12 protein-coding genes are annotated in these 12,976 nt (G+C 47.6%); 2 read left to right on the top strand and 10 right to left on the bottom strand.

Annotated features, from left to right (window positions below):
- Positions 1 to 4 precede the first annotated feature (4 nt).
- Positions 5 to 1,633, bottom strand: a complete 1,629-nt coding sequence (locus DXD78_RS08980) for a pseudouridine synthase (protein WP_165853819.1) — start codon at positions 1,631 to 1,633, stop codon at positions 5 to 7.
- Positions 1,634 to 2,084: 451 nt separating this feature from the next.
- Here DXD78_RS08980 and DXD78_RS08970 point away from each other — a divergent pair, with 451 nt between their 5' ends.
- Together DXD78_RS08970 and DXD78_RS08965 are read left to right on the top strand one after the other, a co-directional pair.
- Positions 2,085 to 3,680 carry a sensor histidine kinase KdpD gene (locus DXD78_RS08970; protein ID WP_009036634.1) on the top strand — a complete coding sequence of 532 codons (1,596 nt, stop codon included), beginning with the start codon at positions 2,085 to 2,087 and terminating at the stop codon, positions 3,678 to 3,680.
- Positions 3,681 to 3,738: 58 nt separating this feature from the next.
- Positions 3,739 to 4,596: an MBL fold metallo-hydrolase gene (locus tag DXD78_RS08965; protein ID WP_009036635.1), complete on the top strand. Its 858-nt coding sequence runs from the start codon at positions 3,739 to 3,741 to the stop codon at positions 4,594 to 4,596.
- Positions 4,597 to 4,686: 90 nt separating this feature from the next.
- Here the strand turns inward: DXD78_RS08965 and aat are convergent, their stop codons facing one another.
- The 9 genes from aat to DXD78_RS08915 form a co-directional block, all read right to left on the bottom strand.
- Complete coding sequence (gene aat / locus DXD78_RS08960) at positions 4,687 to 5,337, bottom strand: leucyl/phenylalanyl-tRNA--protein transferase (protein ID WP_008663806.1); 651 nt, start codon at positions 5,335 to 5,337, stop codon at positions 4,687 to 4,689.
- Positions 5,338 to 5,341: 4 nt separating this feature from the next.
- On the bottom strand, positions 5,342 to 7,582 hold the full coding sequence (locus DXD78_RS08955) for an AAA family ATPase (RefSeq protein ID WP_009036636.1): 2,241 nt from the start codon (positions 7,580 to 7,582) through the stop codon (positions 5,342 to 5,344).
- A gap of 15 nt (positions 7,583 to 7,597) precedes the next feature.
- Positions 7,598 to 7,909, bottom strand: coding sequence for an ATP-dependent Clp protease adaptor ClpS (locus DXD78_RS08950; RefSeq protein ID WP_008663802.1), 312 nt, complete (start codon positions 7,907 to 7,909; stop codon positions 7,598 to 7,600).
- Between the two features lie 31 nt (positions 7,910 to 7,940).
- On the bottom strand, positions 7,941 to 8,630 hold the full coding sequence (locus DXD78_RS08945; RefSeq protein ID WP_034528603.1) for a hypothetical protein: 690 nt from the start codon (positions 8,628 to 8,630) through the stop codon (positions 7,941 to 7,943).
- Between the two features lie 49 nt (positions 8,631 to 8,679).
- The gene (locus tag DXD78_RS08940) at positions 8,680 to 9,537 is read right to left on the bottom strand and encodes an SDR family NAD(P)-dependent oxidoreductase (protein ID WP_009036638.1); all 858 of its coding nucleotides are present in this window, start codon (positions 9,535 to 9,537) and stop codon (positions 8,680 to 8,682) included.
- Positions 9,527 to 9,976, bottom strand: coding sequence for a DUF1016 N-terminal domain-containing protein (locus tag DXD78_RS08935; RefSeq protein ID WP_009036640.1), 450 nt, complete (start codon positions 9,974 to 9,976; stop codon positions 9,527 to 9,529). The genes DXD78_RS08940 and DXD78_RS08935 overlap by 11 nt, the downstream gene beginning before the upstream one ends.
- A 503-nt stretch (positions 9,977 to 10,479) precedes the next feature.
- Positions 10,480 to 10,914, bottom strand: coding sequence for a DUF6078 family protein (locus DXD78_RS08925; RefSeq protein WP_008663796.1), 435 nt, complete (start codon positions 10,912 to 10,914; stop codon positions 10,480 to 10,482).
- A gap of 160 nt (positions 10,915 to 11,074) precedes the next feature.
- Positions 11,075 to 11,554, bottom strand: a complete 480-nt coding sequence (locus DXD78_RS08920; RefSeq protein WP_005826499.1) for a copper resistance protein NlpE N-terminal domain-containing protein — start codon at positions 11,552 to 11,554, stop codon at positions 11,075 to 11,077.
- Positions 11,555 to 11,598: 44 nt separating this feature from the next.
- The gene (locus tag DXD78_RS08915) at positions 11,599 to 12,891 is read right to left on the bottom strand and encodes a hemolysin family protein (RefSeq protein WP_005826501.1); all 1,293 of its coding nucleotides are present in this window, start codon (positions 12,889 to 12,891) and stop codon (positions 11,599 to 11,601) included.
- Between the last annotated feature and the right edge of the window lie 85 nt (positions 12,892 to 12,976).

Genomic DNA, 12,976 nt, shown 5'->3' with positions numbered 1-12,976 from the left:
GCAGTCAGAATTCAGCTTCTTTGGTAATCCTTACGGTTTCTCCCGTTATAGGGTGGGTAAATTCTAAGTATTCGGCATGCAGATAAAGCCGGTCTGCTTTCTCCCCGTAAAGTTCATCACCGATGATGGGGCAGTGCAAGCCAAGCGGGTGTGCTGCATGTATACGTAGCTGATGGGTTCTTCCCGTGCGCGGATAGAAAGCGATACGGGTCCGTTTCCCGTCCAGACGTTCCAGAACTTGATAATCGGTGATGGCGGGCTTTCCGTGTTCGGTGTGTACCATTTGCCGTGGGCGGTCAAGTGGATTCAGGCAAAGCGGGAGGTCGACCGTACCTTTGTCCTTTGGGACAATACCCTCGAGCAATGCGACATAACGTTTCCTGACCAGGCGGTTCTTGAACTGGGCCTGCAGGTTCTGGTGTACACGCTTGGTCTTGGCAATGAGCATTAAACCGGAAGTGGCCATGTCGAGACGATGCACCGTCAGGGGACCGTCAGCTTCGGGATATTGCTCACGCATCAGGCTATAGACGGAGACTGCATCTTCCTTGCCGGGAACAGACAGCATTCCTGCCGGTTTGTTGATGACCGAAAGCCATGGGTCCTCATAAACAATCTCCAAATTTTGGGAGGGTACCTGCATTCTTTTCAACATGGGGTTTTCCTCTACTTGTAGACCTTGCAGCATGTGTTGCAGTATAGGTTCGCACTTTCCTTTGCAAGCCGGATAATAGTGGCCGTGATGGCGTATCTCTGTCTTGGGGGAATCACCCCACCAGAACTCGGCCATGGCAATAGGTTTCCATCCGTGCAGATAAGCTTGTTGCAGCAGTTTGGGGGCCGCACATTCACCTGCGCCGGCAGGAGGTGTCTTGTGCACGGTCTGCCCGAATATCTCACAGAGATTCTTGACTTCTCCCCGGTAATTCAGCATCCCGAACTGTTCGAATAGCTTTTGCTGCAATGCTGCAGAGCGGGTTTTACGTTCAGACTTCAATGCTGAAATCCGTCTTTCCCAGTCTTCTGTCTGCGTTTGCAGTGTGGTAATCCTTGCTTTCCATGAACGTTCCAGGCGTTTATATTCTGCCTTTTGGAACTGGCTTTCCCGTATCAGTTCGGCTTCTTCCTGCGCATTGAGTTCTTTTTCTTTTCTGCGCTGTTCTCTGGCTGTTTTGGCTTCTTTCAACTGTGCTTTGGCTGTTGCCAGTATGTTTTCTGCTGACTGAATGGTCCGGGCAAGCTCTGCTGATAAGGCGGCATATGCTTTGTCATTTTCCAGTTGCCGGATGTTGCGGTTGATGGAAGAGATGTTCTCTTCTTCTATCTTGAAAAAGCCTTGTGGCTGTAGCAAGTTATATACGGGAGGAACAAAAAAGGGATGTAGGTTCTTTCCGGCCAATATGCCTGAGAATGCAGCTAAATATCCGGTTTCTCCATGCTCGGTTTGTACAATCAGTACCCCGAACATTTTGCCTTGGCGCAGTTCGTCCTTCCATGCAGTTTGTCGGGTAAGATAGCTTTGTACTTCTTTGGCTGCCAATATACATAATGGGTGCGGAGTATAGCAGAAAGGATAGGTGAACCTTTCCGGAAGCGGAATGTCGGTTATGGAAGTAGTAAAACGGTGCAACATCATGTTGCAAAGATACTATATTTCTCTCATAACAGACCGTTTGTACTGCAAATCTTTATTTCGTTGTATATAGGTTGTATCGCTTATGAAGAAAAAAACATCTTTGGGAAAGTTTTACTTATTCTCCGTTTATACAAATATGTATATATGTGTGAATTAACTTTGTTTTTGATAAATTGGCAACTCTGTTATCCTTAAAAAATGACTATTAATCTGTCTCGGATATTTTCTTCTTCCATAGACTTCTTTTTGTGTACTTTAGATGTTATGCCGTCGTATGAATACGGATGAAGAGCTTTTGCCTTAGTGATACTTGTAAAATAAATTAAGTTATTGCCTTTTTTGTTTTATTGGGGAATGGTTGTTTTTTAAACTTCCTGGATATATAAAAGAAACTTATTTCTCTTTAAAAAGTTGTATATTAGCGCCTTAAAGTTTTTCAAAAGATTATATGGGCAAAAACAAAGAGAAATTAAACATATTCTTGCTTCATTTTTTAGAACGGTTGAATAGCAATGAACCCAATGAAAGGAAAGTTATTGAATCGTTGACCGATTTCTGCAACTACTATGACTTTACGAAAGGGTTTATCTATCAGACTGACGGATTCCGTTATTTCTTATTGAAAGAAACGATTGGAAATGAAGGTGGGACTATGAAACCCCGTTTCGATATGGGAGAGTTGAAAAAGGAGCATGTCGATGCCATGAAAGCTCGGGATAAACCTTTCTATGGAAACAGAAATGCGGATGCTTCATGGGATGATATTGACATTCTTGATTTCTACGGTGAGGATTCTTTGTTAATCAGGCATTTTGAAGATACTGAGGGTAAAATCATCGGATTCATAGGTTTTGCAGGCAGGGAGGAAGAGACCTATCTCACGGAAGAGGAGTTGCAAATCATTCATCTCTTGCTGGGCTCGTTCTCTAAGGAAATTGCGGTCAGGGAATATAAGGAAAGGGAAGTGAGGGCCAGCAATACATTAGGCAGTATCATGAATAATATGGGCGTTGATATTTACGTCAACTCTTTCGATTCCCACGATATGTTGTATGCCAATAGGTCTATGGTGGAACCATATGGCGGTATCGAGCATTTCTGGGGGAAAAAATGCTGGGAGGCCCTCTACTCGGACAAGACGGGGGAGTGTGAGTTCTGCCCAAAGAGGCATTTGATAGATGAAAACGGACACCCCACCAAAGTCTATTCGTGGGATTATCAACGGCCATTTGACAAGTGTTGGTTTCGCGTGTTCAGTGCAGCCTTTGCTTGGGTGGACGGGCAGATGGCGCATGTCATTACCAGTGTGGATATCGACCATCAGAAAAAGATAGAGGAGGAATTGCGGGTCGCCAAGGATAAGGCAGAACATCTGGACCGCTTGAAGTCTGCTTTCCTGGCCAATATGAGTCATGAAATCCGTACTCCGCTCAATTCCATTGTCGGTTTTGCAAGCATCATTGCCGAACTGGACGATAGGGAAGAACGCCAGGAATACCTTGCCATCATGCAGGAGAATACGGAACTGCTCTTGCAACTGATATCCGACATTCTGGATTTGGCAAAGATAGAAGCGGGAACACTTGATTATAATATGGGGTATGTGGATGTCAGTGACTTCTGTAAGGACGTGATGCGCAACTATGATATAAAGGAAGACAAGGCTGTACCGGTTCTGTTGGCTCCCGACTTGCCCGATTACCGTATCTATACCGACAAGAAACGTCTGATGCAGGTGGTCACCAATTTTATAAACAACGCTTTGAAGTTCACCAGTGAAGGGCAGATCCTTTTGGAATATCATCCGGTGGAAGGTACCGGTCAGATAGAGTTTTCTGTGACGGACACCGGTATGGGTATTGCTCCGGATGCCGTGGCTACTGTGTTCGACCGCTTTGTAAAGCTTAATACCTTTGCGAAGGGCACGGGTTTAGGCTTGTCCATCTGTAAAAGTATCATTGAGCATCTTGGCGGGACTATCGGTGCTGAGTCGGAATTGGGAGTCGGCAGCCGTTTTTGGTTCAGACATCCGTGTGCCGAATGATTTTATTTGCCTATATTTGTGCGAACTTCAATATTTATGGATAAAAAACTCTGTACCGATGAAAAACAAGACATGGACGTGCCTGGTTGTTGTGTCAGCAGCATTGCTGATGGCGGGTTGCGGCAGCAGGACAAAGAAACAAACAAATGAAGATGTAAGTATGGATAGTGTCGGTGTAACATGCAGTGGCGTAAAGACCTTGCAACTGGAGGGAGTGCAGGTCACTTGGATTCAGGATAATGCTGGTGAGCATTTGATGCCGAGAACGATTTTCCCGGATGCAAGCGATGAATTGATGGAAAGTTTGTCGCTTCAAGGCGGTATTCCTTCTTCCATGAGCACCTTCCTGGTAGATACGAATGGTATCCGTATCCTTTTTGATACGGGAATGGGAGCTCCCGGCAGTCGTCTGTTGCCCGGATTACAATCTTTGGGTATCTCTCCGGCAGATATTGGATATCTGTATCTTACCCATTTCCATGGCGACCATATCGGTGGAATGATGAAGGGAGACAGTGTAGTCTTCCCGAATGCCGAAGTGTACGCATCAAAAGTGGAATATGATGCCTGGATGGCAATGCCTGCCGAAAGGAAGGCGCAGGTCGTAAAGACGATGGATGCCTATAAGGAACGGCTGCATCTGTTTGAGTTTGGCGATACCTTGCCGGGTAATGTGGTTGCCATGGAGGCAGTCGGTCATACTCCCGGTCATACGGTTTTCCAGAGTGGCAAGTTACTGGTGATTGGTGACCTCATCCATGGTGCGGCCCTTCAGTTGGAGCATCCGGAATACTGCGCTTCCTATGATATGGATAAGGAAGCTGCCGTGAAAGCACGCAAGTATTTCCTCCAATATGCCAAGGACAACCAATTGACGATGGCAGGTATGCATCTTCCTGCTCCGGCCTTCAAATAGAATGGGAGAGTGTCAAAAGTATATGAGTACTTTCATTATGCTATATTTAGGCGCGGATAGTTCTGAGCCCCTCGTTATTCCTTTTTACTTTTAGAAGCGGCAGTCTTGTTCGATGTATGTCATATATTCGTCGTAACTGATGTGCCTGCCTCCCATTGTTTTGAGGTGAGGGGTTTCGAACTGGCAATCTATCATGACGCCTCCATGTTCCCTGAAGAATTGGGCCAGATGGATGAGGGCCAGCTTCGAGGCGCTGGGAACAAGTGAGAACATGCTCTCTCCAAAGAAACAACGTCCCAGGGTCACTCCGTACAGCCCACCTACCAATTGCTCTTCTTCCCATACTTCCACGCTGGCGGCGAATCCTTGTTCGTGCAGGTGCGTATAGGCTTCCATCATCTTCGTTCCGAGCCAGGCTCCTTCTTGTTCCATCCGCAATTCTCCGCAGGTTTGTATGATGTCTTGGAAAGCTTCGTTGAAGGTGATTTCGTACTTTCCTTTGTTGATGAGCGTACGCATGGAGTGGGAGATATGGATTTCGTCCGGAAAGATGACGAAACGGTCCATCGGGCACCACCATTGTATCAGTTCTTCCCGAAATGCGTACCAGGGGAAGATGCCGTTGGAGTACGCCAGGATGAGGCGGTCAATGGATAGGTCACCGCCCACAGCGAGCAACCCGTCGGGGTCGCCGTAGTGAGGGTCGGGGAAAGCAAGTTTATCCGTCAGTTGAAAGACCATATCGTTATTCGGTTGCGGGTTGTAGTTTCAATGCTCCGTTTTCCACTTGCACGCGGACTTTTCCTCCTGCCTTCAATGTACCGAACAGAATTTCGCGCATCAGCAAGGGTTTCAAGTGGGCGGCTATCACGCGGTCCATCTCCCGGGCGCCGTATTCGGGAATAAAACCCCGTTGGAGCAGCCATTCGTGTGCTTCCTGGCTCAATACCATTTCCACCTGGCGGGAAGACAGCTTGCTGCCTAGTTCTCCGAGTTTCTTGTCGAGGATAAGTGATGCCATCGGGCGGTCCATGTCATGAAAGACCACCGTGGCAGAGAGGCGGTTGATGAATTCGGGCTTAAAGGTTTTCTTGACTTGTTTCAGCATGGCTTCTCCGGCGGTGACCTGACTGTTGAAGCCGATGGACGCTTGGCGGGCATATTGTGCTCCGGCATTGGAGGTCATGATGAGGACCACGTGTCGGCAGTCGGCTTTCCGTCCTTTGTTGTCGGTCAGTACGGCATAGTCCATTACTTGCAGCAGGATGTTGAATACGTCGGGATGCGCTTTTTCTATTTCATCGAGCAATAGTACGCAGTTTGGAGTCTTGCGTATGGCGTCGGTCAGCAGGCCGCCGTCCTCGTAACCCACGTAGCCGGCAGGCGAGCCAATCAGTTTGGCTACGGTATGCTTTTCGGTATATTCGCTCATGTCAAAACGTTGCAGGGCGATGCCCAGCTCGGCGGCGAGCACTTTGGCAACTTCGGTCTTTCCTACTCCGGTGGGGCCTACAAAGAGCAGGCTTGCCAGCGGTTTGTTTTCGTCCAGCAGTCCGGCTTTGGACATTTGCACAGCTTCCACCACCTGACGGACGGCTTCTTCCTGCCCGTAGATGCGGGAGCTGATGCGTTCGTGCAGGCTTTCCAAGGCGGTGGTGTCGTCCTCTTTCATGGCGAGGGCATTGACTTTGCAGGTACGTGCCAGTATGTCGGTTATCAGTGCCTTGTCCACGGTCTGTTCTCCGGAGTCTGTGGGATGTATTTCCCGGTAAGCTCCTGCTTCGTCCACCAGGTCGATGGCTTTGTCGGGCAGGAAACGGTCGCTGATGTAGCGGGCGCTTGCCTTTACGGCATAGGGGATGACGTCGGGCTCGTAGGTGACGCCGTGGTAGGTTTCGTATTTCTCTTTCAGGCCTTCTACGATATGTATGGCTTCTTCAATGTTCGGTTCCAGTATGTCTATCTGCTGGAAGCGGCGTACCAGTCCCTTGCTGCGTGCGAAGTAGCGGTTGTACTCGTCGTAGGTGGTAGAGCCGATGAAACGTATTGCCCCGGTTTCCAGATAGGGTTTCAGCATGTTGGAGGCATCCATGGAGCCTTCACCCGTGCGTCCGGCGCCTATCAGGTTGTGTATCTCGTCGATGTAGACGATGGCATTTCCCTCACGACCGATGCCTTCCATGATACTTTTCAGCCGCTTCTCGAAATCGCCGCGATATTGTGTGCCTGCCAGTAGACTGCCCAAGTCCAGCTCATAAATGCGGAAGCCGGCAAGCCGTTCGGGGACGTTGCCCGCTTCGATACGGGCGGCAAGCCCATAGGCAAGGGCTGTTTTGCCTACACCGGGTTCGCCCACATGCAACGGGTTGTTCTTTTCTTTGCGGCAGAGCACTTGTATGGTTCGCTCCAACTCCATCTCCCTGCCGATAAGCGGGTTGTGGCCTGCCAGATGGTCGTTGAGGCAGGTCACGTAGTTACGCCACGGTTCTGTTTTCTCTTGTTCATCGGGAGATGGCGTACCGCCTGCTTCTTCTGCCAGCTCCGCTTCTTCGTAGTGGGTGATGAGCAGGCTGAGGAATTCGGGCAGGTCGCCGCCGACTGCTTCCTTCAGGAAATGGCATGCCCAGGAATCTTCCAGTTGCAGCAAGCCTTGTATCAGATGGGGAACACCCAGTTCTTCGGCGCTGGAATACTCTGTCACCATATAGGCATGTTGCAGGAGTGAACTGAGCTGGACGGAAAGTCCCAACTCGTATTCCACATTGTCGGGGATAGTTTCCACTTCTTCCGTCAGATAGTTTTCCAGTGAGATGCTGAGCTCCACATAATTGTAGAAGGTATCTTGCAGGGTGTGGATAAAGGGTTCCTGCTCTATAATGGCGCTCAGCAGATGTTCGGGCATGATGAACTCGTGCCGGTAAGACTCGGCCTTTCTTTGTGCGGAAGCGAATGCTTGGTTTACGAATATCGTATTTTTTATATCCATATTGTTTCTTTCTTCTTATTCTTCTTCCTCCGGGGTGACGGTGAGCCGGAGGGGGAAACCTTCATTGCGTGCCATGCGGGTGGCTTTCTGTACTTTGGAGTGGGCGATGTCGTATGAGTAGATGCCCACTACCGCGGAGTTGCTCTTGTGCACCTGCAGCATCAGTGTTTCCGCTTCTACCGATGATTTGTAAAAGACGGTGGTGAGTACCTTTACCACAAACTCCATGGTGGTGAAGTCATCATTGTAGATGGTGACTTTAAAGCGTCGGGGTTCCCGTAGTTCTATGCGTTCTTTTTCTTTGAAAGAAGATTGCTGTTGTTCCATTTCTTTGAAAAACTACTGTTAAGACATTGTTCTACCGTTGTGTGGGCAACGAAAACTCCTGCCAGTCATATTCGTCTCCGTACTCGTCGGCTATGGCTATGCGTATGGTGACGTTACCCGTCTTTATCCGTTCTCCGGCACTGATGTTGGCGGTGTATTTCACACCGTTGCGCGGAGTTATTTGCTCTATCATGACCGACGGCGATATGTAAATACGCTTCATGCCCGTGGTTTCCACCACCACCGGCACTACGTTGTAGGCTGTTTTGTTTCCTTCGTTCATGATTTCAAAAATCACTTTACAGTTTTCGCCCGAATTGATGACGTGGTTGCGGCTGTCGTCAATGAAACGTATATTCCGTATCCTCAAGTGGTCGATGGCCGATGCTTGCGGCTGTCTTCCGGATTGCGGGGGATAGGGCTGTGTCCTTTCTATCCGGTAGCTGTACTCCTCCTGCTTTTTGGGGGCTGTGGCTGCATTGGCAATGGCAGCTCCCGCAATGGTTCCTATGATGGTGCCGATGGCAGAACCCCGGTATCCTCCTCGCCAGCCTCCGTTACTGTCACCTATCAGCCCGCCGATGGCACCGCCTACATTACTTCCGATGGCAGCTCCTGCGAGCACTGCGTTAGGGTCGCCTGCAGCCATCTGGCTTGTGCCGCATCCGCTGAGGATGATGGTTGCTGCCAGGATTCCTATAAAAGACTTTTTCATGTTCATAAGCCTATCATTATTATGATTATGTTGGACAGATTGTTTTATAAAAGGGCTATTCCCGATAAATCATCTTTTTGGTCATGCCTCCGTCAATGGTGATGTTTTCGCCATTGATGAAGTCGTTCTCGTCTTGACATAGGAATAGGCACATACGGGCAATATCTTCCGGTTTGCCAACCCGTCCGGAGGGGTGTTGCGAATGGTCTTCTGCCCGTAATTGTTCATAATCGTGTGTCTGAATCCAGCCCGGAGAGATGGAGTTGACCGTGATGTGCCACTCGGCAAGCGATAAAGCCAACGCATGCGTCAACGAATAGATGCCTCCTTTGGAAGCTGCATATCCTTCACTGCCCGGTTCACTCATCAGATAGCGGGTAGAACAGAGATTAATGATTCTTCCGTAGGTATTCGTGCTGTTTTGACTTTTGCGGTGTACTGCCAACGCATGTGAAGTAATGAACACCGGACGTAAATTCACAGACAATATTTTATCGAAAGTCTCCACACTCGTTTCTGTGATGGGAGAGAATTCACTGATGCCGGCATTGTTTATAATGATGTCAATATCCCCCCATTCCTTGAAAATATTTTGCAGGCAAAGTTCCAATGCTTCTTTGCTGTTTAGGTCGACGGGGTGGAATTGTGCTCCGGTGGCTTGGGCGGTTTGTTGTCCTTCCAGTTCATTCTTGTCACAAAAGGCTACTTGGTAATTAAGCTTGCAGAAGGCTTCTACAATGGCTTTGCCAATACCCCCGGCACCTCCGGTCACGAAAACTTTCTTTCCGCCTTTTTTGAGGGGAAGTGTCGGCTTATGTAGCGTTTGTGCCTTACCGGATTTTTTCGCTTTCTCCCAAGCTGCTTTGCGTGCCCGGTATTGCTCGTACTGATTTTCAAGATAATTATCGGCCATATATGTTTCCGGTTTTATTGTTTAACTGTCTTTCTCCGAATAAGTTCACTTCCTTGCATTGGGAGATGATATAGAGATGATGCCCCCAAGGGATGGAGAAAAATTTCTCTTCACCTAATTTGGAAACAACTTGTTGCCAAATTGTATATGGCTCATTATAAAATAGATACCACTGCTTTATACTGCGTATGTTTCTATATGAGAACCCTTTCATATCAGGAAATTCTGCCATCAGCTCACGACTCAACTCTTCGAGAAATCCGCTTCCCCAAGTCATTTCTTTCTGCCGTTCTATAATTTCTGCCCCCAGTTGCCAGTAAAGGTGAAGCAGTTCGCTGTTCACGCGTACAGCCGCTTTAATCTGTGCACTACGAATGTCTTGTTTTAGGTGGTTTACCCAATCCTTGAACGGTTGATTTATAGATAGTGTTGTTTTCATCTTTTTATTTTCTTCATCGTCATATTCGATGTTTCTATTTCACAAAGTTAAGAAAAAGAATTTATTTCAACTGTAATCCTTTCCGTCTTTTCTACCTCTCCACTTTTACCACACAATATACCATCTCCCCCTCTCTTTCCTTTACCTCATCCCGTGTTGCTGCAATATCCTCCCGAACACGTTCACCCGTTTTGCAGAGAATAGGTATCGCACTATGTCGCTGTATTTCCTCCTATATTTTCGCAGGCGATAATTATTCCCCTTGTAGGGCTTCAAAAGGGAATCCGTCTGTTTCCCTAAGGAGAACGGTTTGTTTCAATATGGAGAACAGTTTGTTTCATTAGTAGGAAACAGTTTGTTCCGTTAAAGAAAACAGTTTGTTTCATAGTATGTGAACACTTTGTTTCTTACTGTTGTAACAAAGTGTTCACCGTTGTGAACTAAAGTGTTATCTATATTTTCAGTGATAAAATGATATGAAAAGGGGGCTGAAGATTACCTTTCTACCATTTGTATTCCTCGCTGTAAGAGTCGAAAGCCGGTTCTCCCGGAATGTTGTATTGGTGGAAAGTTCTGCGGATATAGTTCTGGTCTTCGGGGGAAAGGTAAGATTCTTCCCGGTAGAAGCGGTAGTATTTTCCGCGGCCGAAATGGGCTATCAACTGGCTTTTCAGAGGTTGGAGATTCTTGTAGGGAACTTCATCGAGCAAGTGGCTGATTCCCCACGCGACATGTATCTTTTGTGTCGATTGAAAATAGGCGCATTGGCTGCTATCCTCTGGAATACACAGTGGATTGATGATGCGGATGGACGGGTACTCGGGGGTATCGCGAAGGGCGGCTAAGCGATGCAGGCAGTTGTCGGCTTTCGGGCATTGGTTGTTGAAACAGCGTGAGTAGTTGGCAGGTGCTAAAGGTTTCTCGGAAGAATGTTTCATGTTTATATATACTTTGATGAAGCGACAAAGATAGCACTAACTTTTTGATATAGCCTTCTGTTCTCTTGTTTGAAATGCCCCCTCATTGAAAAAACAGCAGCCGGAACCACTGAATTCAGTAATTCCGGCTGTACCGTTCTTTCTTATAAGTATGGATGGACTATTTCACCTGGATGATGTCATAATTCAAGTCACTCACTGCTTCCTGCAGGCTGTCGTTGACAAGGCGCAGGGTTGTGTCGTTCACTACTACGAAGTACACCGGAGTGTCCCCGTCGTTCGGGGTCAGCTTGATGGCTGTTTTCTTCTTGTTGTCGACGTCTTTCTGGATAACTTCTTTCTTTCCTTTGGAAGTAAAGCTCTTGTTCTTTCCGGGGCCTTCGGCATCCAGATAAGTTGTTACCAGCGTGTAGCCGCTTTCTCCGTCGGGACCTACACTGTCTACGCTCAATACATACTGGATGCCCGGACCGTCGGCGGCGGGAAGGATTCCTTCGTATACGGCTACGGCAGACGAGTCATTGCCGGTAACAGCCATTACACTTTCGTCCATGGCGACGGCGTCATTGTTCTGAGTTCCTTTTGATTGGCAGGATACCAATGCAGCGGCAAGGGCTGCAATCATCATTACTTTTTTCATTGCTTTAATGGTTTAAGTTAATTATAAAGACGCAATAGCGTTTGTTATTCATCTTCTTCTTTCTTGATGACGAGCAGCTTGTCCACCCGTCCGCGGTCCATATCCACCACTTCGAAGTCCAGGTTTTTGTAGCTGAACAAGTCTCCGGCTTTCGGCACCCGTCCTATCAAGAACATGGCAAGACCGCTCAAGGTGGTGAAGTCTTCTTCTTTCAGGTCATCATAGTTCATAATGCCCATCGCCTCCATAAAGTCATCCAGATTCATGGAAGCTTCCACCAGCATGGAACCGTCTTGACGAACAACGATTTCCTCTTCTTCCGTTTCATTCTCTTCGAGGATGTCTCCGAAGATACTTTCCGTCAAATCGTGCAGGGTGATGATACCTTCTGTATTTCCATACTCGTCTACAACAACTCCGAACTTGTTTTTGTTCTTCTTAAACAGCTCTAAAACTTTCTTTGCATACAAACTTTCCGGAATAAACAAAGCAGGGCGTGCAATACTACGTAAGTTGAAGGGTTGTTCGCCGCCCATCATCAAGATGATGTCCTTTACGGAAACCACACCGATAATCTCGTCCTTTCCCCGCTCCACCAGGAGATATTTGCTGAAGTGTTCTTCGTGGATGATACGCAGCACCTCTTCCGGTGTGTCTGTGGGATGGAGCACGACGATGTCGCGGCGATAGGTCATCAGGTCATTCGCTCTTTTGTCCGAGAAGCGGAACACGTCACGCAACATTTCCGTTTCGTCTTTGTCGATGACGCCTTGTTCCGAGCTTTGGTGCAGAATCATCTTCAGTTCGTCTTGTGTCATTTGGCGTTCTTCGCCGCTGTTCAGTCCGATGAGTTTGTTCATCAGTTTGGTGGAAGCGCTCAGCAGGCATACAAACGGATAGGAAATCTTGGTCAGCACAATCATGAAGGGGCTGAGCATGGTGGCCCATCGTTCCGGGTTGTTCAAGGCGATGGACTTGGGCACCAGTTCGCCTATGATGAGCGACAGATAGGTGATGATGGCTACTACGGTAATCATGGCGAGAGTTTTGGCATAGGCGGCTACTCCCGGAATGAGGGCGAACAGCGGTTCTACGTCATCAGCGATGGTGGCACCACCATAGGCACCGGATACGATACCGATAAGAGTAATACCGATTTGGATGGTGGAGAGGAATTTTTCGGGTTCTTCCAGTTGTTTCAATACTCCTTTGGCTCTTTTGTTCCCTTTTCCGACAAGAGTTTCAAGGCGTGCTTTACTTGAGGAGACTAAAGCGATTTCATACATGGCAAAAATGCCGTTCAGAATAAGTAAAAGTAGAATGATAATAAACTCCATAGTGGATTTTGAATAGTTTGTGAGGCAAAGATAATGATTTTTCAGTATTTATTGTTAATATTGCCATCCGTTAGAAAAAATAAAC

It is taken from the genome of Bacteroides sp. D20 (assembly GCF_003436255.1).
GTDB lineage: Bacteria > Bacteroidota > Bacteroidia > Bacteroidales > Bacteroidaceae > Bacteroides > Bacteroides uniformis.
This window is presented reverse-complemented; position numbering and strand designations above follow the sequence as displayed.